At 68.1% G+C, this 22,306-nt stretch carries 21 protein-coding genes; 12 read left to right on the top strand and 9 right to left on the bottom strand.

What is annotated here, in order from left to right:
• Positions 1-82 precede the first annotated feature (82 nt).
• Genes ACF8ME_RS23870 through ACF8ME_RS23850 form a run of 5 tightly spaced genes read left to right on the top strand, consistent with a single transcriptional unit; the run spans position 83 to position 3,829 of the window.
• Entirely contained in the window at positions 83-874 is a 792-nt protein-coding gene (locus ACF8ME_RS23870; protein ID WP_392418450.1) for a FadR/GntR family transcriptional regulator, read from the top strand.
• Entirely contained in the window at positions 871-1,677 is an 807-nt protein-coding gene (locus tag ACF8ME_RS23865) for a transporter substrate-binding domain-containing protein (RefSeq protein WP_016452167.1), read from the top strand. Before ACF8ME_RS23870 ends, ACF8ME_RS23865 begins: the two co-directional genes overlap by 4 nt.
• Before the next feature lie 31 nt (positions 1,678-1,708).
• Positions 1,709-2,446 carry an amino acid ABC transporter permease gene (locus tag ACF8ME_RS23860; RefSeq protein WP_209801397.1) on the top strand — a complete coding sequence of 246 codons (738 nt, stop codon included), beginning with the start codon at positions 1,709-1,711 and terminating at the stop codon, positions 2,444-2,446.
• The gene (locus ACF8ME_RS23855; RefSeq protein ID WP_017406331.1) at positions 2,443-3,096 is read left to right on the top strand and encodes an amino acid ABC transporter permease; all 654 of its coding nucleotides are present in this window, start codon (positions 2,443-2,445) and stop codon (positions 3,094-3,096) included. The genes ACF8ME_RS23860 and ACF8ME_RS23855 overlap by 4 nt, the downstream gene beginning before the upstream one ends.
• Positions 3,083-3,829 carry an amino acid ABC transporter ATP-binding protein gene (locus ACF8ME_RS23850; RefSeq protein ID WP_016448706.1) on the top strand — a complete coding sequence of 249 codons (747 nt, stop codon included), beginning with the start codon at positions 3,083-3,085 and terminating at the stop codon, positions 3,827-3,829. Before ACF8ME_RS23855 ends, ACF8ME_RS23850 begins: the two co-directional genes overlap by 14 nt.
• A gap of 72 nt (positions 3,830-3,901) precedes the next feature.
• Here the strand turns inward: ACF8ME_RS23850 and ACF8ME_RS23845 are convergent, their stop codons facing one another.
• The 7 genes from ACF8ME_RS23845 to urtA form a co-directional block, all read right to left on the bottom strand.
• Positions 3,902-4,261 (bottom strand): zinc ribbon domain-containing protein, encoded by a 360-nt coding sequence (locus ACF8ME_RS23845; RefSeq protein WP_016452169.1) that lies wholly within the window; start codon positions 4,259-4,261, stop codon positions 3,902-3,904.
• A gap of 46 nt (positions 4,262-4,307) precedes the next feature.
• Positions 4,308-5,537: a formamidase gene (fmdA, locus tag ACF8ME_RS23840; protein ID WP_012202164.1), complete on the bottom strand. Its 1,230-nt coding sequence runs from the start codon at positions 5,535-5,537 to the stop codon at positions 4,308-4,310.
• 181 nt (positions 5,538-5,718) lie between these two features.
• Positions 5,719-6,408, bottom strand: coding sequence for an urea ABC transporter ATP-binding subunit UrtE (urtE, locus tag ACF8ME_RS23835; RefSeq protein ID WP_392413222.1), 690 nt, complete (start codon positions 6,406-6,408; stop codon positions 5,719-5,721).
• A 20-nt stretch (positions 6,409-6,428) separates the two neighbouring features.
• On the bottom strand, positions 6,429-7,172 hold the full coding sequence (gene urtD / locus ACF8ME_RS23830; RefSeq protein ID WP_016450222.1) for an urea ABC transporter ATP-binding protein UrtD: 744 nt from the start codon (positions 7,170-7,172) through the stop codon (positions 6,429-6,431).
• Between the two features lie 19 nt (positions 7,173-7,191).
• Positions 7,192-8,388: an urea ABC transporter permease subunit UrtC gene (gene urtC / locus ACF8ME_RS23825; protein ID WP_017407726.1), complete on the bottom strand. Its 1,197-nt coding sequence runs from the start codon at positions 8,386-8,388 to the stop codon at positions 7,192-7,194.
• Positions 8,389-8,460: 72 nt separating this feature from the next.
• Complete coding sequence (urtB, locus tag ACF8ME_RS23820; RefSeq protein WP_016450224.1) at positions 8,461-9,375, bottom strand: urea ABC transporter permease subunit UrtB; 915 nt, start codon at positions 9,373-9,375, stop codon at positions 8,461-8,463.
• Between the two features lie 110 nt (positions 9,376-9,485).
• A complete protein-coding gene (gene urtA, locus ACF8ME_RS23815; RefSeq protein WP_012202159.1) occupies positions 9,486-10,751 on the bottom strand; it encodes an urea ABC transporter substrate-binding protein in 1,266 nt (421 codons plus the stop codon).
• 214 nt (positions 10,752-10,965) lie between these two features.
• On the opposite strand from urtA, the gene ACF8ME_RS23810 reads away from it, so the two are divergent.
• A complete protein-coding gene (locus ACF8ME_RS23810) occupies positions 10,966-14,460 on the top strand; it encodes an ATP-binding protein (protein WP_392418448.1) in 3,495 nt (1,164 codons plus the stop codon).
• Positions 14,461-14,479: 19 nt separating this feature from the next.
• Positions 14,480-15,427, top strand: coding sequence for a response regulator (locus tag ACF8ME_RS23805; protein WP_392418446.1), 948 nt, complete (start codon positions 14,480-14,482; stop codon positions 15,425-15,427).
• Here ACF8ME_RS23805 and ACF8ME_RS23800 read toward each other — a convergent pair.
• Complete coding sequence (locus ACF8ME_RS23800; RefSeq protein ID WP_267178768.1) at positions 15,400-15,894, bottom strand: PACE efflux transporter; 495 nt, start codon at positions 15,892-15,894, stop codon at positions 15,400-15,402. The two genes, ACF8ME_RS23805 and ACF8ME_RS23800, sit on opposite strands and share 28 nt — an antisense overlap.
• Positions 15,895-15,968: 74 nt before the next feature.
• Here ACF8ME_RS23800 and ACF8ME_RS23795 point away from each other — a divergent pair, with 74 nt between their 5' ends.
• From ACF8ME_RS23795 to ACF8ME_RS23780, 4 genes are all read left to right on the top strand, one after another.
• A complete protein-coding gene (locus ACF8ME_RS23795) occupies positions 15,969-16,901 on the top strand; it encodes a LysR family transcriptional regulator (RefSeq protein ID WP_392418444.1) in 933 nt (310 codons plus the stop codon).
• A gap of 68 nt (positions 16,902-16,969) precedes the next feature.
• Positions 16,970-18,616 (top strand): hemagglutinin, encoded by a 1,647-nt coding sequence (locus tag ACF8ME_RS23790; protein WP_392418443.1) that lies wholly within the window; start codon positions 16,970-16,972, stop codon positions 18,614-18,616.
• 5 nt (positions 18,617-18,621) lie between these two features.
• The gene (locus tag ACF8ME_RS23785; RefSeq protein WP_016452176.1) at positions 18,622-19,023 is read left to right on the top strand and encodes a hypothetical protein; all 402 of its coding nucleotides are present in this window, start codon (positions 18,622-18,624) and stop codon (positions 19,021-19,023) included.
• Positions 19,024-19,050: 27 nt separating this feature from the next.
• A complete protein-coding gene (locus tag ACF8ME_RS23780; protein ID WP_392418442.1) occupies positions 19,051-19,929 on the top strand; it encodes a PPK2 family polyphosphate kinase in 879 nt (292 codons plus the stop codon).
• Positions 19,930-19,953: 24 nt separating this feature from the next.
• Here ACF8ME_RS23780 and ACF8ME_RS23775 read toward each other — a convergent pair whose 3' ends face one another.
• Positions 19,954-20,772 carry a fumarylacetoacetate hydrolase family protein gene (locus ACF8ME_RS23775; protein WP_392418439.1) on the bottom strand — a complete coding sequence of 273 codons (819 nt, stop codon included), beginning with the start codon at positions 20,770-20,772 and terminating at the stop codon, positions 19,954-19,956.
• 176 nt (positions 20,773-20,948) lie between these two features.
• On the opposite strand from ACF8ME_RS23775, the gene ACF8ME_RS23770 reads away from it, so the two are divergent.
• Complete coding sequence (locus ACF8ME_RS23770) at positions 20,949-22,253, top strand: Glu/Leu/Phe/Val dehydrogenase (protein WP_016450234.1); 1,305 nt, start codon at positions 20,949-20,951, stop codon at positions 22,251-22,253.
• Positions 22,254-22,306: the final 53 nt, after the last annotated feature.

The following is a 22,306-nucleotide window of genomic DNA, read 5'->3' as shown; positions in this document are numbered from 1 at the left end:
TTTTGCATCTGGCACGCAATTCGCTATCTGCTGGGTACGTGGTCTGACCAGTCAGGCCAAAACCCTCCACCCGCGCCAGCCCATGCAAAGCATTCCGATCTCGATGGCCCAGACGCTGCAGCAGCACATCCTGAGCGGCCACTACCCCGGCGGCAGCCAGCTGCCGCCGCAGCGCGAGCTGGCCCGGCAGCTGGGCATCAGCCGCGCTTCGCTGCGCGAGGCGCTGTCCATGCTGGAGGCCCTGGGCCTGGTCGAGATCCAGCCGGGCAAGGGCGTGCGCATCAACGGCCCGCACAGCGGCCGTGCACGCATGCACCGCGCCTATGCCACCCCGGCGCTGGGCACGCTGTCGCCGCGCCAACTGATCGAGCTGCGCCTGGTGCTGGAGCCGGGCTGGGCCGCGCTGGCGGCCATGCGCGCCGACGACAGCGGCCTGCGCCAGCTGCAATGGACCCAGTCCCAACTGGCCCACGCCCTGGACCGCAGCGACCTGCTGGCCGCCGCCGACGCCGATCTGCAGTTCCACCTGCTGCTGGCCCAGCTGTCGGGCAACCCGGGCCTGGTGGCCATGGCGCGCCAGCTGGAGCTGGCCATCAGCCACAGCCTGCGCCTGCCCTTTGCCTGGAGCGGTGCCGACGACCAGCCGGTGCGCGAGCACGACGCCATCGTGCAGGCGGTCTGCGCAGGCGATGCGCCGGGCGCCGCGGGCGCCATGCGCGCCCACCTGCTGTCGGCCGCCAGGCGCAGCGGCATCGATCTCGACACGCCGGACGACGCGACGGCGCCCGACGCATCTGCGCCCGATACATCTGCGCCCGACCCTGACCCGCTTTCCTTTCGCCTCATCCCACCTTCTGAAGGAGCTTTCGCATGACTTCCCCCCTGACACCCCGCCGCGCATTCATCCGCACCGCCCTGGCGGCCGCCACCCTGGCCGCTGCCGGCCTGGGCGGCGCCGCCCATGCCGACATGCTGGCCAACATCCAGAAGGCCGGCGTGCTGCGCGTGGCGATTCCGCAGGACTTCCCGCCCTTCGGCTCGCTGGGCACCGACCTGAAGCTGCAGGGCTATGACATCGACATGGCGGCCCTGGTGGCCCAGGAGCTGGGCGTGAAGGTGGAGCTGGTGCCCGTGACCAGCACCAACCGCATCCCCTTCCTGACCACGGGCAAGGCCGACATCGTCATCTCCAGCCTGGGCAAGAACGCCGAGCGCGCCAAGGTGATCGACTTCACCCAGGCCTATGCCCCCTTCCCCAAGAGCGTCTACGGCCCCAAGGACATGAGCATCAAGGCCCCTGCCGACCTGGCCGGCAAGACCGTGGGCGTGACGCGCGGCTCCACCGAGGACCTGGCCCTCACGCAGGTGGCGCCGGCCTCGGCCACCATCAAGCGCTACGAGGACAACAACGCCACCGCGCAAAGCTATCTGACGGGCCAGGTGCAGCTGGTGACGCTGGGCAACATCGTGGCCAACGCCGTGAACGAGCGCACCAGGCTGCGCCAGCTGGACGTGAAGTTCGCGGTCGAGGACACGCCCTGCTACATCGGCGTGGCCAAGGGCGAGCCGGCGCTGCTGCAGAAGGTGGACGCCATCATCACCAAGCTCAAGGCCGACGGCCGCCTGACCAGCCTGTCCCAGCGCTGGATGAAGATGCCGCTGCCCGCCACCCTGTAACCGCTGCGCCCCTGTTCCCGGAAATCCTTCCATGGCCTATCAATTCGACTTCGGCGCCGTGTTCGACTACAGCGGCCTGCTGGCACAGGGCGCGGGCTTCACGCTGGCGCTGACGGCGGCGGGCGCCGTGCTGGGCGGCGCCATCGGCGTGGCCGGCGGCGTCAGCCGCGCCTGGCGCATTGCGCCGCTGCACTGGCTGTTCAAGGTGTACGTGGAGGGCATACGCAACACGCCCTTCCTGGTGCAGCTGATGTTCGTGTTCTTCGGCCTGCCTTCGCTGGGCGTGCAGATCAACGAATGGCAGGCCTGCCTGCTGACCACGGTGATCAACCTGGGCGCCTACATCACCGAGATCGTGCGCGCCGGCATCCAGGAGACGCCGCGCGGCCAGCTGGAAGCCGCTGGCGCGCTGGGCATGGGCCGCTGGGCGGTCTTCCGCCATGTGGTGCTGCGCCCTGCGCTGCAGCGGGTCTGGCCCTCGCTGAGCAGCCAGATCGTGATCGTGATGCTGGGCACCTCGGTGGTCTCGCAGATCGCGGCCCAGGACCTGACGTTTGCGGCCAACTTCATCCAGTCGCGCAACTTCCGCGCGTTCGAGACCTACCTGGTGGTGACGGCGGCGTACTTCGTGCTGGCCCTGGCACTGCGCCAGTTGCTGGCCTGGATAGGCCAGCGCTTCGTGGTGGGCCGCCGCACGCCGCGTGCAGCCAGGCCCGCTGCACCCGCTGCACCCGCTGCACCTGCAACCACTGCCGGAGACGCCGCATGATTGCCGACATTCCCCTGCTGCCCATCCTGGCCAAGCTGGCCGAGGGCCTGCTGGCCACGCTGGCGCTGTCGCTGCTGGCCTTCGTGCTGGGCGGCGCCACCGGATTGCTGGTGCTGTTCGCCCGCGTGGGCCGCAGCCTGAACCTGCGCCGCCTGGCCAAGGCCTATATCCAGGCCTTCCAGAACACGCCGCTGCTGATGCAGATGTTCATCGTGTTCTTCGGCTCGTCCATGGCCGGCCTGGACATCTCGCCCTGGACGGCGGCCGCCATCGGCCTGACGCTGTACACCAGCGCCTACCTGGCCGAGGTCTGGCGCGGCTGCGTGGAATCCATTCCCCGCGGCCAGTGGGAAGCCTCGTCCAGCCTGGCCATGGGCTACCTGCAGCAGATGCGCCATGTGGTGCTGCCGCAGGCGCTGCGCCTGTCGATAGCGCCCACGGTCGGCTTCTCGGTGCAGATCATCAAGGGCACGGCCGTGGCCTCGATCATCGGCTTCAGCGAGCTGACCAAGCTCGGCTCCATGCTGGCCAACGCCACCTTCCAGCCCTTCCTCATCTACGGCCTGGTCGCCGCAGGCTACTTCCTGCTGTGCTGGCCCCTGTCCCTCTACGCATCCCATCTGGAGAAGAAACTCTATGCCGCTCGTTGATGTGCGCGCCGTTCACAAGCATTACGGCAACAACCATGTGCTCAAGGGCGTGGACCTGAGCGTGGACAGCGGCCAGGTGGTCGCCATCATCGGCCGCAGCGGCTCGGGCAAGAGCACGCTGCTGCGCTCCATCAACGGGCTGGAGGCCATCCAGTCCGGCCAGATCGTGGTGGACGACGCCGTGCTCAAGGGCTCGGAGGGCAGCGCGCCCTCGCCCGCCCAGCTGCGCGCGCTGCGCCTGAACGTGGGCATGGTGTTCCAGCAGTTCAACCTGTTCCCCCACCTGACGGCGGGCGAGAACGTGGCCCTGTCGCCCACCGTGGTCAAGGGCGTGAAAAAGCCCGAGGCGGCGGCGCTGGCGCGCCAGATGCTGGCCAAGGTCGGCCTGGGCGACAAGTACGACAGCTACCCCGACCAGCTCAGCGGCGGCCAGCAGCAGCGCGTGGCCATTGCACGCGCGCTGGCCATGCAGCCCAAGGTGCTGCTGTGCGACGAGATCACCTCGGCCCTGGACCCGGAGCTGGTCAACGAGGTGCTGGCCGTGGTCAAGCAGCTCGCCGCCGAGGGCATGACGCTGATCATGGTCACGCACGAGATGCGCTTTGCCCGCGACGTGGGCGACCAGCTGGTGTTCATGCACCAGGGCCTGATCCACGAAAGCGGCCCGGCCAAGCAGCTGTTCGCCAGCCCGCAGACGCCGGAGCTGGCCGGCTTCATCGGCGCCGTGCACTGAGCGGTACGGCCAGGCAGGACAAAGGCCCGCGTCGCGGGCCTTTTTTGCATCGGTGCGGCGCAGGGGCCGCGGTCAGTGGCTGATCATCCAGGGCCGCTTGGTCGGGAAGGTCTTGGCGCCGTTGGGCGCCGTGACCGTGGAGCCGCGCTTGCTGGCGCCGCTGCAGCAGCCGCAGCCCGAAGGGTGGCGCATGCGCGCGTAGCTGCCCTCGGCCACATCGCGTGAGCGCCTGGGCTCGTGCCGGGCGCGCTCGTTGGTGTCATGGGCGCGGCGCTGCTCGGGGCTGGTGCAGGCCAGGCGCGGCGCGCTGACGAAGACGCGGGGCGAGGCCGCCTCGCAGATGGGGCAGGGCGCGGGCTCGTTGCGCTGCGAGAGGCTGCGCAGCGCGTCGAAGCCGCCGCATGCGGCGCAGTGGTAGTCATAGGTGGGCATGGGCGGCCTCTGGCGGATGGTGGATGGCGGGTGTCGTATGCCGGGCTTACTTGTCCTGGGCGATGGGCAGGTCCACCCCGCCCGTGATGATCTTCTGTGGTCCCTCGGCCGTGGGATTGATGTCGAAGTCGAAGATCTCCGTGGGCAGCCACAGCGTGGCGCAGGCATTGGGCACGTCCACCACGCCGCTGATGTGGCCCTGCACGGGCGCCGTGCCCAGCAGCGAGTAGGCCTGGGCACCGCTGTAGCCGAATTTCTTCAGGTACTCGATGGCGTTCAGGCAGGCCTGGCGGTAGGCCACGGTCACGTCCAGGTAGTGCTGCTTGCCCTTTTCGTCCACCGAGATGCCTTCGAAGATCAGGTAGTCCTTGTAGTTGGGCGTCATGGGGCTGGGCTTGAAGATGGGGTTCTTGATGCCGTACTTGGCCATGCCGCCCTTGATCAGCGAAACCTTCATGTGCACCCATCCGGCCATCTCGATGGCGCCGCAGAAGGTGATCTCGCCATCGCCCTGGCTGAAGTGCAGGTCGCCCACGCTCAGGCCCGCGCCGTCCACGTAGACGGGGAAGAACACGCGCGAGCCGCGCGAAAGATCCTTGATGTCGCAGTTGCCGCCATGCTCGCGCGGCGGCACGGTGCGTGCGCCTTCGGCGGCGGCCTTGTCGCGCGCCTCGCCCTGCATCTGGCCCATGTGGGCGGTGGTGGCGTTGGGCGGATTGGCCAGGCCGGGGATGCGGTCGGGGTCGGTGGCGATGAGGCCGGTCTCGCGCTCATTCCAGCTGGCCAGCATCTTGGGGTCGGGCAGGCAGCCGATCAGGCCCGGGTGGATGAGGCCTGCGAAGTTGACGCCGGGGATGTGGCGGCTCTTGGTGAACATGCCGTGGAAGTCCCAGATGGACTTCTGGGCCAGCGGGAAATGCTCGTCCAGGAAGCCGCCGCCGTTTTGCTTGGAGAAAAAGCCGTTGAAGCCCCAGAGGCTGTCGTCGCGCGCGCCGATGTCCAGCAGGTCCACCACCAGCAGGTCGCCGGGCTCGGCGCCCTTGACGCCCACGGGGCCGGACAGGAAGTGGACGGTGGACAGGTCCACGTCACGCACGTCTTCGGCGCTGTCGTCGTTCTTGATGGCGCCGCCGGTCCAGTCATAGGTCTCCAGCTTGAACTCCGCGCCCGGCTCCACCCAGACCGCCATGGGGATGTCGGGATGCCAGCGGTTGTGCACCTGCGGGTTGTCGTAGGGGGACTGGTTGAGATCGACCTTGATCAGGGTTTCGGCCATGGTGTGCTCCTTGCGATGGCAGTGGAAAAAGAGAGGAACTCGGCGCCTGCATCGACCGCGGTGAATGAAACCGGCACGGCACAACCCAGGGACACCAAGGAAGGGCCGCCCCGCACCGAGGGTGTCGTCCCCCTCCCGCGTGCGAGAGAGGGGGAAGCGGCGCAGCCGCTCAGGGGGTGCTTCATACAGAGAGGTAGGACTTGATGCGCTGCTCGTCGGTATCTGCTCTGGCCGTCTCATGGACCAGGCGGCCGCCCTCGATGACGAACAGCCGGTCGGCCACATCCATGGCGAAGGAAAGCACCTGCTCGCTGACCACGATGGTGATGCGGCGCAGCTTGCGGATCTCGTTGAGCGCCTTGGCGATGTCCTTGATGATGGAAGGCTGTATGCCCTCGGTGGGCTCGTCCAGCAGCAGCACCTTGGGGTCGGTGACCAGCGCGCGCGCAATGGCCAGCTGCTGCTGCTGCCCGCCCGAGAGGTTGCCGCCCTTGCGCCGGCGCATGTCCCAGAGCACGGGGAACAGGGCGTAGATGTCTTCGGGCACCTGGCGCGTCTTCGCGTTCTCCAGGCCCGTCTGTATGTTCTCTTCCACGGTCAGCGTGGGGAAGATCATGCGGCCCTGGGGCACGTAGGCAATGCCCTTGGCCACGCGCCGGAAGCTCTCGTCCTTCGTGACGTCCTGGCCGGCCACGGTGATCTGGCCGCTCTTGGCGGGCATGACGCCCATCAGGCTTTTGAACAGCGTGGTCTTGCCCATGCCGTTGCGGCCCATGATGGCCACGGTTTCGTTCTCGCGGCCCTCGAAGCTGATGCCGTGCAGCGCCTCGCTCTGGCCATAGGCCACGTACAGATCCTTGACTTGCAGCATGTGAATTCCTTGTGCGTGCCTCAGTGGCCGAGGTAGACGTCGATGACCTTGGGGTCGGCCTGCACCTTGTCCATGGGGCCCTCGGCGAGGATCTTTCCCTGGTGCATGACGGTGACCTTGTGCGCGATGCGCGCCACGAACTCCATGTCGTGCTCGATGACGATGACGGAGCGGTTCTTGCAGATGCGCTGCAGCAGCTCGGCCGTCAGCTCGCGCTCGCGGGCGCTCATGCCGGCGATGGGCTCGTCCAGCATCAGCAGCTCGGGCTCCTGCATGAGCAGCATGCCGATCTCCAGCCACTGCTTCTGGCCATGGCTGAGCAGGCCGGCCTCGGTGTCCAGGCGCTCGTCCAGGCCGATGTCGGCGGCCACGGCCTGCACGCGATCGCGCACCGCCTCCGTGCACTTGAAGGCCAGCGCGCCGAAGACCGAGCGGCCTTCGGGGTAGGAGACCTCCAGGTTCTGGAAGACCGACAGGTTCTCGTAGATGGACGGCGTCTGGAACTTGCGCCCGATCCCCAGGCGCACGCGCTTGTGCTCGGCCATGCGCGTGAGTTCCTCGTTCTTGAACTTGATGCTGCCGGCCGTGGCGCGGGTCTTGCCGCAGATCAGGTCCAGCAGCGTGGTCTTGCCCGCGCCGTTGGGGCCGATGATGACGCGCAGCTCGTTCCTGTCGATGTACAGGTTCAGCGCGTCGATGGCCTTGAAGCCGTCGAAGGAGACCGTCAGGTCTTCCACGGCCAGCGTGAAGTCGGTATTGCTCATGGTGTGCTCCCGCTGTGGTTCAGGCGCCCTGGCGGCCCATGCCTTCGGACAGGGCGGACGTGGGCTTGGTGGCGGCCGGGGCAGGTGCTGCCTGGGCTCCCTGCGCTGCGGCAGGCGCTGCGGCCGGTGCCGCGCCCTTGCGGCGGCTGTTCCACCAGGGAACGATGCGGCTTTCCCACAGCCCGGCCAGCCCCATCGGGAAGGCCATGGTCACGCCGATGAACAGGCCCGCCATGAGGAACAGCCACAGGTCCGGGAAGCTCTCCGAGAAATAGGTCTTGCCCGCGTTGACCAGCAGCGTGCCGTACACGGCGCCCACCAGGCTCATGCGCCCGCCCACGGCGGCGTAGATGACCATCTCGATGGAGGGAACGATGCCCACGAAGCTGGGCGACATGAAGCCCACCTGCAGCGTGAACAGCGCGCCGCCCACGCCCGACAGCGCAGCGGCCAGGCAGAACACGAAGACCTTGAAATTGGCCACGTCGTAGCCGGAAAAGCGCACGCGGTCTTCCTTGTCGCGCATGGCCAGCAGCAGGGTGCCCACCTTGCCCGTCTGAATCCAGCGGCACAGGACGATGGCGCCGATCAGCAGGGCCACGCAGACGTAGTAGAGGATGTACTTGGCGCTGTCCGTGCGCGTGTCCCAGCCCCACAGGGTCTTGAGGTCGGTCATGCCGTTGACGCCGCCCGTGTAGCCCTGCTGGCCGATGATGAGCACGGTGACGATCAGCGCCACGGCCTGCGTGATGATGGCGAAGTACACCCCGCCCACGCGGCGCTTGAACATGGCGAAGCTGATGAGCCAGGCCAGCAGCGTGGGCACGGCGATGACGGCGGCCAGCGAGAACGGCAGGCTCTTGAAGGGCAGCCAGAACGAGGGCAGCTCGGTCAGCTGGTTCCAGTCCATGAAGTCGGGGATGCCGGGCGTGGACTGGATCTTGGTGCTGATGGGGTCGGACGCCTCCAGCTTCAGGAACATGGCCATGGCGTAGCCGCCCAGGCCGAAGAACACGCCCTGGCCCAGGCTGAGCACGCCGCCATAGCCCCAGACCATGACCAGGCCGATGGCGACGAAGGCATAGGTCAGGTACTTGCCGACCAGGTTGAGGCGGAAGATGTCCAGCGCCAGGGGCAGCACCACCGCCAGCAGGACGGTGAGCAGCACCAGGCTGGCGAGCTGGTAGCGCTGTATCCAGGCTTTGAGGGCTTGCATGGAATGACTCCGGTGAACTCAGGGGAAATCGGGGGAACGCGGGGGAATTCGTGGACAGGGCCGGCGCCGGGATCAGCGCCGCACCTTGGACGCGAACAGGCCCTGGGGACGCAGCATCAGGATGAAGACGATCAGCGACAGCGTGATCACCTTGGCCATGGAGCCCGCGAGGAAGAACTCGGTGATGGACTGCGTCTGCGCAATGCCGAAGGCCGAGACCACGGTGCCCAGCAGGCTGGCCGCGCCGCCGAAGGTGACCACCAGGAAGGCGTCCACGATGTACAGCGAGCCCGAGGTGGGGCCGGTGGAGCCGATGGTGGTGAAGGCCGCGCCCGCCACGCCCGCGATGCCGCAGCCGATGGCAAAGGTCAGGCGGTCGGTCTTCTTGGTGTCGATGCCGATGGCGTTGGCCATCACGCGGTTGCTGACCGTGGCGCGAACGCGCAGGCCCCAGCGGCTCTTGTGCAGCGCGATCAGCACGCCGGCCGTGACGGCCATGGTCAGCGCCAGCACGAACAGGCCGTTGATGGGAATGTCCAGCCCCTCGGCCGGCGCCCACGAGCCCATCAGCCAGTCAGGCAGGGTGGGGCTGACTTCCTTGGGGCCGATGAAGGTGCGAAAGCACTGCTGCAGCGCCAGGCTCACGCCCCAGGTGGCCAGCAGCGTGTCCAGCGGCCGCTTGTAGAGGTGGCGGATCAGCCCCCATTCCACCAGCCAGCCGGCCACGAAGGCGAACAGGAAGGCGGCCACGATGGCCAGCGGGAAGTAGTAGGGCATGAACTCGGGCGCGTGCTGCGCCGTGAGCGTGGAGCCCAGGTAGATGGTGTAGGCGCCGATGGTCATGAACTCGCCATGCGCCATGTTGATCACGCCCATCTGGCCAAAGATGATGGCCAGGCCCAGGCCCATCAGCAGCAGCACGGCGAACAGGCTCAGCCCCGCGAAGCCCTGCATCAGGCCGATGTTCATCATGTCGGAAAAACTCATGGTGCTGCTCCTGCGCGCAAGCCAATCGGGAGAGGGGGAAACGATTCACGCGGCAGCCCGCCCACCAGGCCGCAGGCCGCCGCGCATCACCTGCCTGAACGGATCAGGGCTTACTGGTAACCCTTGGGGAAGGGATCGGGTTTGATGAGTTCAGGCGACTCCGAGACCACCTTGAACGTGCCGTCCGGCTGCCCCACGGCAATGCGCGACTTGCTCCACAGGTGGTGGTTGGCGTCCACCTTCACGTAGCCTTCGGGCGCGGTCTTGAGTTCCAGCCCCGGCGATGCGGCCACCACCTTGTCCACGTCGAAGCTCTTGGCCTTTTCCACGGCGGCCTTCCACAGCCAGGGGCCCAGGTAGCCGGCCTGGGTGACGTCGCCGATGACGGCGTTGGGGCCGTACTTGGCCTTGAAGGCGGCCACGAACTTCTTGTTGTTCTCGTTGTCCAGCGTCTGGAAGTACTTCATCGAGGAGTAGAAGCCCGTGAAGTTCTCGCCGCCCACGCCGGTCATCTCGTCCTCGGTCACCGACAGCGTGACCAGCAGTTGCTTGTCACCCGTGATGCCCGCTGCCTTGAGCGCCTTGTAGAAGGCCACGTTGGAGCCGCCCACCACGGCCACGAAGATGCAGTCCGGCTTTTGCAGCTTGATCTTGTTGACCAGCGAGCCGAAGTTGGTGCTGCCCAGCGGGTAGTACTCCTCGCCGACGACCTTGCCCTTCTGGAAGTTCTCGATGTGCTTGCGCGCGATCTTCATCGAGGTGCGCGGCCAGATGTAGTCCGAGCCGATCAGGAAGAAGGTCTTGGCCTTTTTCTCGGCCTTGGCCCAGTCCAGGCTGTACAGGATCTGCTGCGTGGCTTCCTGGCCCGTGTAGATCACGTTCTTGGACTGCTCCAGGCCTTCGTAGAAGGTGGGGTAGTACAGCAGGCCGTTTTCCTTCTCGAACACGGGCAGCACGGCCTTGCGCGAGGCGCTGGTCCAGCAGCCGAAGACGGCGGCGCAGCGGTCGTTGATGAGCAGTTTCTTGGACTTCTCGGCGAAGGTGGGCCAGTCGGAGGCACCGTCTTCCTTGATCACGCGGATCTTGCGGCCCAGGATGCCGCCCATGGCGTTGATCTGGTCGATGGCCAGTTGCTCGGCCTGGATGGAGCCGGTCTCGGAGATCGCCATGGTGCCCGTGGCCGAGTGCAGCTGGCCCACGACGACCTCGGTGTCGGTCACGGCCAGCTTGGTGGTGTTGACCTGGGCCGTGGGCTGGGCGAAGGACCAGGCCGGCAGCCCGGCCACCGAGGCGGCGCCAAGCGCCTGCAGGACGCGGCGGCGGCCCATTTCCGTGCCGGGGGAACCAGGTGTGCGGGGGTCGGAGGGGTGGCTCATGGTGACTCTCCTGTAAGGATCGGTTGGGTGATCTGCAAGTGGCTGAAAACTGGCGTTGCGGTTACGGCTTGTTTCCGCGCTGGGTCCAAGATTAGGAAGAACCCTTGAAACCGCCCATACGTCAATTGACGTAGCCACCTGCGTACGCACCCCGGCTACCCCTCTTGCAAGCCGCGCCAGCATTGGCCCCGCACGTTTCTTGCTAGACCTGGGAATGCACTCCGCCCCCCCGCCCGACAGCCCCACCGGCACCGCAGCCGCGCCGCAGACCATCTTCCGGTTCCGGCGCGAGTACAACGCCTGGGTGGCCGACGAGACCATGGAGGACTACGCGCTGCGCTACACGCCGCGCAGCTTCCGGCGCTGGAGCGAGTTCCGTGTGGCCAACACGGCCTTCGGCTCGCTGTCCTTCCTGGCGCTGGAGGCCATCGGCGGCGCCATTGCGCTGAACTACGGCTTCGCCAACGCCATGTGGGCCATCGTCACCGTGGGGCTGGTGATCTTCCTGACGGGGCTGCCCATCGCCGTCTGCGCCGCACGCTACGGGCTGGACATGGACCTGCTGACGCGCGGCGCGGGCTTCGGCTACCTGGGCTCGACCATCACCTCGCTGATCTACGCCGTCTTCACCTTCATCTTCTTCGCGCTGGAGGCGGCCATCATGGCGCTGGCCCTGCAGCTGGTGGTGGACTGGCCGCTGCAGTGGTGCTATGCGCTGTCGGCCCTGGTGGTGCTGCCGCTGGCCATGCGCGGCATCACGCTGATCTCGCGCCTGCAGGCCTGGACGCAGCCGCTGTGGCTGTTCCTGCTGGTGCTGCCCTTCGTGTGGATGGCGCTGGCCCAGCCGCAGCTGTACCGCGACTTCGCCAGCCTCACCGGCCTGCGCTCGGGCAGCAGCCAGTTCGATCCGCTGATGTTCGGCGCGGCGGCAGCCGTGATCTTCGCGCTGGTGGTGCAGATCGGCGAGCAGGTGGACTTCCTGCGCTTTCTGCCGCCGCGCACCCAGGCCAACCGGCTGCGCTGGTGGGGCGCGGTGCTGGTGGCCGGCCCGGGCTGGGCCGTGATGGGCATGCTCAAGATGGCGGGCGGCGCCTTTCTCGCCTTCGCGGCCATGCAGCTGCAGGGGGTGGACGCCACGCGCGCGGCCGAGCCCACGCAGATGTTCCTGGCAGGCTTCCAGCAGGTGCTGCAGGCCCTGGGCCTGCCGGGGCTGGCCGTGGCGGTGACCGTGGTCTTCGTGGTCATCTCGCAGGTCAAGATCAACGTGACCAATGCCTATGCGGGGTCGCTTGCCTGGTCCAACTTCTTCGCGCGCATCACGCGCAGCCATCCGGGGCGCGTGGTCTGGATGGTGTTCAACGTGGTCATCGCCACCTTGCTGATGACGCTGGGCGTGTTCGGCGCGCTGGAGAAGGTGCTGACCATCTACAGCAACGTGGCCATCGCCTGGGTGGGCGCGCTGGTGGCCGACCTGGTCATCAACAAGCCGCTGGGGCTGAGCCCGCCGGGCATCGAATTCCGCCGCGCCCATCTGTACGACTTCAATCCCGTGGGACCCGTCGCCATGCTGCTGGCCGCCGCCGTGGCCTGCTGCGCCTATGCGGGCCTGCTGGGCGAGACGGCGGCCGCGTTCTCGCCCTTCATCGCGCTGGCGCTGTCCATGCTGCTGTCGCCGCTGCTGGCCTGGCTGACGGGCGGGCGCTACTACCTGGCACGGCCCGCAGGCAATCTGTGGAAGCCCGGCGAGACGGTGCGCTGCGCCGTCTGCCAGAACCAGTTCGAGTCCGAGGACATGGCGCGCTGCCCGGCCTACGGCGCGCCCATCTGCTCGCTGTGCTGCTCGCTGGAGTCGCGCTGCCATGACCGCTGCAAGACCGGCTCGCGCGCGGGCGAGCAGCTGCGCGCGCTGGCCTCGGCCATGCTGCCGCCGCGCTGGGCCACCAAGGTGAACTTCCGCGCGGGCCAGTACCTGGTGGTGATGCTGTCTCTGTGCGCGGTGACGGCCTTCATGGTGGGCGTGGTCTACATGCAGGAAAGCCTGCAGGCAGGCAGCGTCGATGGCGGCGCGCTGCGCATCCCCTTCCTCAAGGTCTTCGCGCTGCTGGCCCTGCTGTGCGCCGTGGCCGCCTGGTGGGTGGTGCTGAGCACGGACAGCCGGCGCATGGCCCAGGACGAGTCCGAGCGCCAGAACCAGCTGCTGCTGCAGGAGATCGCCGCCCACAAGCGCACCGATGCCGAGCTGCAGGCCGCCAAGGACCATGCCGAGCAGGCCAGCCAGGCCAAGACCCGCTATGTGGCCGGCATGACGCACGAGCTGCGCTCGCCGCTCAACAGCCTGCTGGGCTATACGCAGATCCTGCTCAAGAGCCCGCAGGTCGATGGCTGGGTGCGCGAGACCCTGTCCACCATGCAGCACAGCGGCCAGCACCTGCGCGCGCTGATCGACGAATCGCTGGAGCTGGCCAGCATCGAGGCCGGCCGCCTGCGCCTGGACCTCGCCCCCCTGCCCCTGCCCGCGCTGATCGACGGCATCGAGGCCATGATGCGGCCCCAGGCCCAGGCCAGGGGGCTGCAGTTCTCGGTCGAGACGCTGGGCACCATGCCGCGCTGGGTGCGGGCCGACGCCAAGCGGCTGCGCCAGATCCTGATCAACCTGCTGTCCAACGCCGTGCGCTTCACCCAGCGCGGCGAGGTGCGGCTGCGCATGGATTTCCGGCCCCATGTCTCGCGCATCGAGGTCATCGATACCGGCATCGGGATCGAACCGCAGGACATGGAGCGCATCTTCGTGCCCTTCGAGCGCGGCAGCGCGGGCCGGCGCGTCAGCGAGGCGGGCACGGGCCTGGGGCTGACCATCACCCACCTGCTGACCGAGCTGATGGGCGGGCAGCTCACCCTGAGCAGCACGCCCGGCGAGGGCAGCTGCTTCACCGTGCGCCTGTACCTGCCCGAGATGGCGCCCGACGCGTCCTGGGTGCCCCCCGGCGCCGCCGCCACGCTGCACACCGTCATCGGCTATCTGCCGCCCCGGCGCACCCTGCTGGTGGTGGACGACCAGCCGCTGCAGCGCCAGCTGCTGGCCGGCCTGCTGCTGCCGCTGGGCTTCGAGATCCGCGAGGCCGCCAGCGGCCGCGAGTGCCTGGAGATCGTGGAGCAAAGCCTGCCTGACCTGGTGCTGCTGGACATCAGCATGGACGACCTGGACGGCTGGCAGACCGCCGCCCTGCTGCGCGCGCGCCGGGATGCGCAGCAGCTTCCCATGGTCTTCGTCTCGGCCAACCTGTTCGACAACGACCCGCCGCGCCTGGCCGATGCGCATTGCCAGGGCTTTGTCGCCAAGCCGGTGATCGAGTCCGAGCTGCTGCAGGTGCTCGAGCGCGTGCTGCGGATCGAATGGGTGCATGACAACCGCCCGTTGCTGCTGCCGGCGCCGCGCGCGGAGCAGGCAGAGGCAAAGGCAGCGCAGGCGCCGGCAGCCGCGCCCTTCCCGCCCGACCTGCGCGAAGACCTGGCCCGGCTGGCGCGCTCGGGCCAGGCCACGGCCCTGCGCGAGCGCCTGCGCCAGGCGCGCCAGCAGGCGCCCGCGCATGCCGCGCTGCTCGATGCGCTGCAGGCCTGCGCGAACCGCTTCGACTTCGATGCGCTGGCGCGCCTGCTGCCGCAGCCCCGGGAAGAAGACGAACAGGAACAGGAGGAGACAGATGAATGAACATCCAGGAGGGCAGGAAATGACCGCCACCACCACCGCCACCAGCCGCAGCAGCCATGGCAACGGCGCCCATGTGATCCTCGTGGTGGACGACGCGCTGGACAGCCTGCGCATGCTGTGCGACGCGCTGGCCGCCGAAGGCTACGTGGTGCTCGCCGCCCGCGACGCCGACGAGGCCCTGCAGCGCTTCGCCCTCACCGTGCCCGACGGCGTGCTGCTGGACGCCGTCATGCCCGGCATGGACGGCTTCACGCTGTGCCGCACGCTCAAGGCCACGCCGGCCTGGGCCCATGTGCCCGTGGTGTTCATGACCGGCCTGTCGGACACGGACCAGATCATCCGCGGCTTTGCCAGCGGTGGCGTGGACTACGTGGTCAAGCCGCTGCGCATCCCCGAGGTGCTGGTGCGCCTGGCCACCCATGTGCGCAATGCCCGCGCCACGCGCCAGGCGCAGGAGGCCGTGGACGTGGCGGGGCTGGGCGTGGTGGTGCTCGACGGCCAGGGCCGCGTGGCCTGGCGCTCTCCCCAGGCAGCGCGCTGGCTGGAGGAGGCCTTTGCGGACCAGCCCTTCCCCATGGAGGCGGCCGGGGACTGGCTGGCCGGTGCCCACCAGCCGGACCAGGCCGGTCACCAGGATCTGGCGCTGGCCCTGGCCGATGGCCGCCAGTTGCTGGCGCGCCACATGGGCGCCAGCGGCCTGGGGGAGTCGATGGTGCTGCTCAGCCACGAGGCGCCGCAGGCGCCCGCCGCGCGCAGGCTGCAGCAGGTGGCGCTCACCCCGCGCGAGACCGAGGTACTGTCATGGCTGAGCAAGGGCAAGACCAACCGCGACATCGCCGACATCCTGGGCATGAGCCCGCGCACGGTCAACAAGCACCTGGAGCACATCTTCGAGAAACTCGGCGTGGAGACCCGCACGGCCGCCGCCGCCGTGGCCGGTCAGCTGCTGCAGGCCGGCTCGCCCTGAGCGCGGGGTGCCACCGCAGCGGATGCCGAGGCCGAGGCCGGCAGGCCGAACACATGGTCGAAGCACCAGTTGAAGACATAGGTGTAGACCAGGAAGAAGACCAGCAGGCCGGCCTCCATCACCGTGGCCTCCCACAGCGTGACACCGAACCACCAGGCCATCAGCGGGATCAGCACCATGGCCAGCCCGCCCTCGAAGCCCAGGGCGTGCACCACGCGGCGCATCACCGAGCGGCCCTTGACGCTCTGGCGCGCCTCCCATTGCTCGAACAGGTGATTGAAGGTCAGGTTCCAGACGATGGCCAGCGTGGAAGCGGCAATCGCCATGCCGCCCGAATGCCCGGCGCTCTGGCCGATGGCCATGAACAGCAGGCTGGAGGCGAGGATGGCGATCAGTTCATACAGGGTCACAAAGACCACTTTGCGCTTGGGCCCCTGGAGGCCCTTTTTGTGTGTCTGCAAGGTCATAGGGGGCGCAGTTTATTTGTCCGGAATTGAACGTTAAAGTCAGATTCTTTCAATAAAACTGACAGGTTCCCGCCATGTCCTTCCCCGCTGACCAGGTGCCGCTGTTCCTTGCCGTGCTGGACCACGGCTCGTTTTCCGCTGCCGCGCGCCGGCTGGGCCGCGTGCCCTCGGCCGTGAGCATGGCCATCGCCCAGCTGGAGGCGGAGCTGGACCTGCAGCTGTTCGACCGCAGCGGCCGCGAGCCCCGGCCCACGGCGGCGGCGCGCGCACTGGAGCCCCAGGCCCGGCTGCTGGCCGCCCAGCTGCAGCAGCTCAACCACCAGGCGCTGGCCCTGCACCAGGGACTGGAGGAGCGGCTGACCCTGGTGATCGCGCCCGAGCTGCTGTCCACGGCCTGGGCCGCGCCACTGCAGCCGCTGGTCGAGGAATTCCCGGGTCTGGAGGTGGAAGTGCTGGTGGCCGCCCAGGTCGATGCGCTCAAGGAACTGCACTCGGGCCGCGCACATCTGGCCCTGGTCTTCGAGCGCCCGGCCATCGACGGGCGCGAGGATTTCCAGGAGATGGGCCAGGAAACCATGATCGCCGTGATGGCGGCCAGGCACCCGCTGGCCCGGCAACTGGGCGTGGACGGGCAGCAACGCCTGGACGTGGGCCAGCTGGCCGGCGCGCGCCAGATCCTGCTGGCCAGCCGAGACCTGGCCCACACCGATCCGCGCTTCGTGTTCTCGCACCAGCTGTGGCGCACGGACAGCCATCTGGCGGCCCTGTCACTGATCTCGGCCGGCCTGGGCTGGGGGTGGCTGCCCTTCAGCGTCGCCGAGCCCCTGCTGCAGACGGGCGCGCTGCTGCGCATCCCGCTGTGCAACATCAGCAACGGCACCCAGCTGTTCGTCGATTGGGTGTGGTCCAAGGAGCGCCCTCTGGGGCTGGCGGCGCGGCGGTTCGTGGAGCAGTTGCAGGTGCCGGTGCGGCTGGAGCCGGACAGCGATGCGGATCGCATCGGGTAGCATCTCTCGCCATATCGGACCAAAAATCCACATCTCCAGCAGCAGGTCACACAAGAGGAAGGGAAAACATGTTCTTTGATCATCATCACAGCAAGACCGCCATCGCACTGGCCCTGGGCGCCGTTCTGGCCGGTTGCGGCGGAGGTGGAGGCGGCGGCCCGTCCGGCCCGTCTTCGCAGTTGACCGCCGCCTGCTCGGGCACGGCCTGCGGCGCGGCCAATGCCACCACCTATTCGGGCCAGGGCGTGGGCGTCTGGAGCTACACCAACACCACGCAGGCCGAGCAGCAGATCCCTGTGGGTCTGACCAACCTGGGCAGCAAGCAGGTCACGCTGATCTACACCAACAACGGCGACGCCAGCGTGCCCATGCCCGCCCTGACGCTGACTCCGCCTGCGGCGACCACCGCCACGGCCCAGAAAAGCCTCAGCGCCGCACCCGCAACGGTCAACCGGATTCCCGAGCGCATCCGCAACTTCAAGCCCCGCCTGACGGCAGCGGACATGCAGGCGCGGCAATCCATCAAGCCGCAGGCAGCGGCGATCCTGCCCGTGGGCAGCCAGCGCAGCTGGTTCGTCCAACCCGGCGACTCCCGCATCGAAGCCCGCCAGGCCACGCTCAGACGCCAGGCCAGCGTGCCCACGCCCACCGGCACCCGCACCATCAACGTCTGGCTGGAAGACAGCGAGTACGACGCTGCCAAGGTCAGCGATGCGATGCTCGACACGCTGCTCCAGCGATTCACCAGCGGCTCCGACGCGGTCTATCCCCTGATCACGGGGCTGTCGGGCGAGCCCTGGGGCGCTCACTCCTACAGCGACCTCATCGACCCCGAACAGCCCCTGGACATCGTGTTCGTGAATTTCGTTCCGGACCGCACTCCGTACGGGCTGCTGGGCTATTTCTGGTCTCTGAACAACTTCAAGCAGGACCCGGCGAACCCCGACCTCAAGTACAGCAATCAATCGCTGTCGTTCTACATGGATACGGAAACGCTGTACCTGGATCCTGCCGAAGGCATGACCAACCAGATGAGCACGCTGTCCCATGAGTTCGTCCACATGACGAACTTCTACCGCCGCAGCGTCCAGCTGTCCAAGCCGGGAACCGACTACGCGTTCGACACCTTCCTGGAGGAAATGAGCGCCATGATGGGCGAAGACATCGTGGCCCAGCGCGTCACGCCCGGCTTCAACTCCATCGCCAATGGACGCGTCCCTTCCTGGCTGTCCCGCTCGGGCTTCAACTGCGACCCCGCCGCCTGGAGCGCCGACACCGCCGCGCCCTGCTTCGGCTACGACGTCAACGGCAGCCTGGGCGCCTATCTGGTGCGCCAGTACGGCGTGGGCTTCTACAAGCAGCTGCTGAGCAACACCACGTCCACCGATTCGCTGCAGGTCCTGGGCAATGCCATACAGCAAGCGGGCGGCCCCACGCTGCCGGTCGCCATCCAGCGCTGGGGCGCCAACATCGCACTGCTGCCCGGCGATGTGCCCAGCGGCTATGGCTGGCCCGCGCGCACGGAGCAGGGCTTCACCCTGGCCGCGATCAACGGCAGCAGCCTGGCGTCTTCCCGGGTCCTGCCCACCACGGTACCGGTGAACCTCAATGCGCGCGGCCATTTCCCCTTCCTGCGTCAGCCTGATGCGCAAGGCACCTACCAGGAACAGCTGCGTGTTCCGGCAGGCAGCACGCTGACAGCCGTCGTACGCTGAACGCCATGAACCACGCACACCCGACTGCTTCCGCCCGCGGCCTGCGCCGCAGTCTGCCGCTGCTGCTGGCCAGCGGCCTGGCCCTGCTGAGCGCCTGCTCGGCCCCGGCTTCGCCCGCCGCCAGCGCGGCTGCGCCGGCCTCGGGTGCGGCGGCTGAACCAAGCCAGCCCCTGACCCTGCAAGGCCGTCTGGTGCTGCGCGGCAATGCGCCCCATGAGCAGCCCGTTCTGCAGACCACCTCCGGCGAGACCTGGCAGCTCCAGGGCCTGAGCGCCGAGCAGATCACGCAGTGGCAGCGGCAGAACGTGGAGGTCCGGGGCCAGCCCGGCCCCAGGCCCGCCGCTGGCGCCGCGCCTTCGATGGCGCAGCCGCAACTGCAGGTGCAATCCATTCGCGCCCGGCCCTGACATTCCACCTCATCCACCGCTCTATCCATGGACGCCTCCAACCCTTTCTCCAGCCGCGATGCGGCCGTGCAAAAGCTCTGGGAACAATGGCAGCCGCGCTCCGCCAGGTCCGACAAGGACAAGGACAAACCCATTGCCATGGCCGACTTCGACCCGGGCGCCAAGCCCTTTTCCAATGGCAACGGCAAGGCCGAGGACAAGGTCGCCGTCGAGGCCCTGGCCGAGGAGCTGGATGCGCTGCAGAACCTGCTGTACGCCGACCGCCGCTACAAGCTGCTGGTCGTGCTGCAGGGCACGGACACGGCGGGCAAGGACGGCACCATCCGTGGCGTCTTCGGCCGCATGAGTGCGCTGGGCGTGCACGCCGTGGGCTGGAAGGCCCCCACCGAGGCCGAGCGCGCCCATGACTACCTGTGGCGCATCCACCAGCAGGTGCCTGCCGCTGGCGAAATCACGGTCTTCAACCGCAGCCATTACGAGGACGTGCTGGTGCCCGTGGTCAACGGCTGGATCACACCCGAGCAGCAGCGCCAGCGCTTTGCCCACATCAACGACTTCGAGCGCATGCTCAGCGAGACGGGCACCGTGGTCGTCAAGTTCCTGCTGCACATCAGCGCCGACGAACAGCGCATGCGCCTGCAGGAGCGCCTGGACGACCCGGCCAAGCACTGGAAGTTCGACGAGAACGACATGAAGGTGCGCACGCAGTGGAAGGACTACCAGCAGGCCTACGGCCAGCTGCTGGGCGCCACGCATACGCCCTGGGCGCCCTGGACCATCGTGCCGGCCGACTCCAAGACGCACCGCAACCTCATGATCGCCACCTTGCTGCGCGAGGTGCTGCGCAACCTGGAACTGCGCTTTCCGCCCGGCGATCCGGCCCTCAAGGACTACAAGATCACCTGATCACTCGATGTCCTGCCTGAAGCCTCACAGCTGCAGGCGGGCTTCGGCGATGCCGTCCAGCTCGGCCACCACCAGGTCGCCGGCCTGGGCAAAGGCCAGTCCATTCCACGTGCCCGTGGTCACCACCGTGCCTGCGGGCACGCTGCCATAGCGGCGCACCAGCTCCTGCAGCCAGCCGGCCAGCAGCCACAGCGGATCGCCCAGCGGATGCGTTCCGGTGAACGCCTGCAGCGGCGCCGCACCCACGCGCAGCCGGCAGACCTGGGCAGACCAGTCCCGCGGCGACTCGCGCGGCAGCAGCCGCGAAGCGTCCTGCCACGGCCCCAGCACCAGGGCGCCATGGCACAGGCCGTCGGCGGCCAGCAGCAGCGGCGGCGCCTTCAGGTGCTGGCGCCAGCGCGTATCCACCACCTCGATGGCGGCGGTGATGCCGTCGATCAGCCCCAGCCCATCGCCGGGCTGCAGCGCGGCAGCCATCTCGGCCGTCACCTCGCGGCCCAGGCGCAGGGCGATCTCGGCTTCGATGCCGCGCAGGTGCAGCGGCGCGCCACCGGCCACCGAAGGGCTGGCCCAGACGCCTACTTCGGGCAGCGGCGCATGGGTTAGCGGGGCATCGCGGCGCGGCGCGCCAGACTTCCAGTAGCCCGGAACGCGGCCCGGTCCCTGCTGGCTGCCGGCCACGCGCCAGCCCAGGGCGGGCGCCATGGCGGCCTGCACGGCCTGCGCATCTGCGGGCGCGCGCACCACGTCGGCCCAGTCGTCGGCATCCAGCAATTCGCCGCTGTGGCGTGCCTGGAGCAGCGCATGGGCCAAGGCTGTGGGAGTGCGGGGGTTGTTCGTCATGGAGCGGCTTTCTTGGAGTGCATCGGAGGGTCGCAAGCGGCCCCGATTGTCCGCTGGACAAGGCGATCCCATGGTTATGCATTAAATGCATAAGGCTCTCGCGCATAAGGCGTTGGACAGCGCATAGCCCCGGGAATAAGCTCAAAACCCTCAGACAACTCTTGTGTGGAACCACCATGCAGCAACCCGCTTCGGCCGGCGTTACCAACCACGCCATCCCTTCCTACCTGCAGGCCGATCACCTCGGCCCCTGGGGCAATTACCTGCAGCAGGTCGATCGCGTCACCCCCTACCTGGGCCATCTCGCCCGCTGGGTCGAAACCCTCAAGCGCCCCAAGCGCATCCTGATCGTCGATGTGCCGATCGAGCTGGACAACGGCACCATCGCCCACTACGAAGGCTACCGCGTGCAGCACAACCTGAGCCGCGGCCCCGGCAAGGGCGGCGTGCGCTTCCACCAGGACGTGACCCTGTCCGAAGTCATGGCCCTGTCGGCCTGGATGTCGGTCAAGAACGCGGCCGTCAACGTGCCCTACGGCGGCGCCAAGGGCGGCATCCGTGTCGATCCCAAGACGCTGTCGCGCGGTGAGCTGGAGCGCCTGACGCGCCGCTACACCAGCGAGATCGGCCTGCTGATCGGCCCCTCCAAGGACATTCCAGCGCCTGACGTCAACACGAACGGCCAGATCATGTCCTGGATGATGGACACCTACTCCATGAACACCGGCGCCACCGCCACCGGCGTGGTCACGGGCAAGCCCGTGGACCTGGGCGGCTCGCTGGGCCGCGTCGAGGCCACCGGCCGCGGCGTGTTCACCGTGGGCGTGGAAGCGGCCAAGCTGACCGGCCTGTCGGTCCAGGGCGCGCGCATTGCCGTGCAGGGCTTCGGCAACGTGGGCGGCACGGCCGGCAAGCTGTTCGCCGACGCGGGCGCCAAGGTCGTGGCCGTGCAGGACCACACCGGCACCATCCGCAACGCCAACGGCCTGGATGTGACGGCCCTGCTGGCCCACGTGGCCGCCAAGGGCGGCGTGGGCGGCTTTGACGGCGCCGAGGCCATGGACGCTGCCGATTTCTGGGGCGTGGACTGCGACATCCTGATCCCCGCCGCACTGGAAGGTCAGATCACCAAGGACAACGCCGGCAAGATCAAGGCCAAGATGGTGATCGAGGGTGCCAACGGCCCCACCACCACCGAGGCCGACGACATCCTGACCGAAAAGGGCGTGCTGGTGCTGCCCGACGTGCTGGCCAATGCCGGCGGCGTGACGGTGAGCTACTTCGAATGGGTGCAGGACTTCTCCAGCTTCTTCTGGAGCGAGGACGAGATCAACGCCCGCCTGGTGCGCATCATGCAGGACGCCTTCGCGGCCATCTGGCAGGTGGCCCAGCAGCACGGCGTGACGCTGCGCACCGCCACCTTCATCGTGGCCTGCCAGCGCATCCTGCATGCCCGCGAGATGCGGGGACTGTATCCCTGATCACCCCCTGAGGCGCTGACGCGCCTTCCCCCTCTCTGCTTGCTTCGCAAGGG

Origin of the sequence: Delftia sp. WSY_7, assembly GCF_043104845.1 — a bacterium.
Lineage (GTDB): Bacteria > Pseudomonadota > Gammaproteobacteria > Burkholderiales > Burkholderiaceae_C > Comamonas > Comamonas tsuruhatensis.
This window is presented reverse-complemented; position numbering and strand designations above follow the sequence as displayed.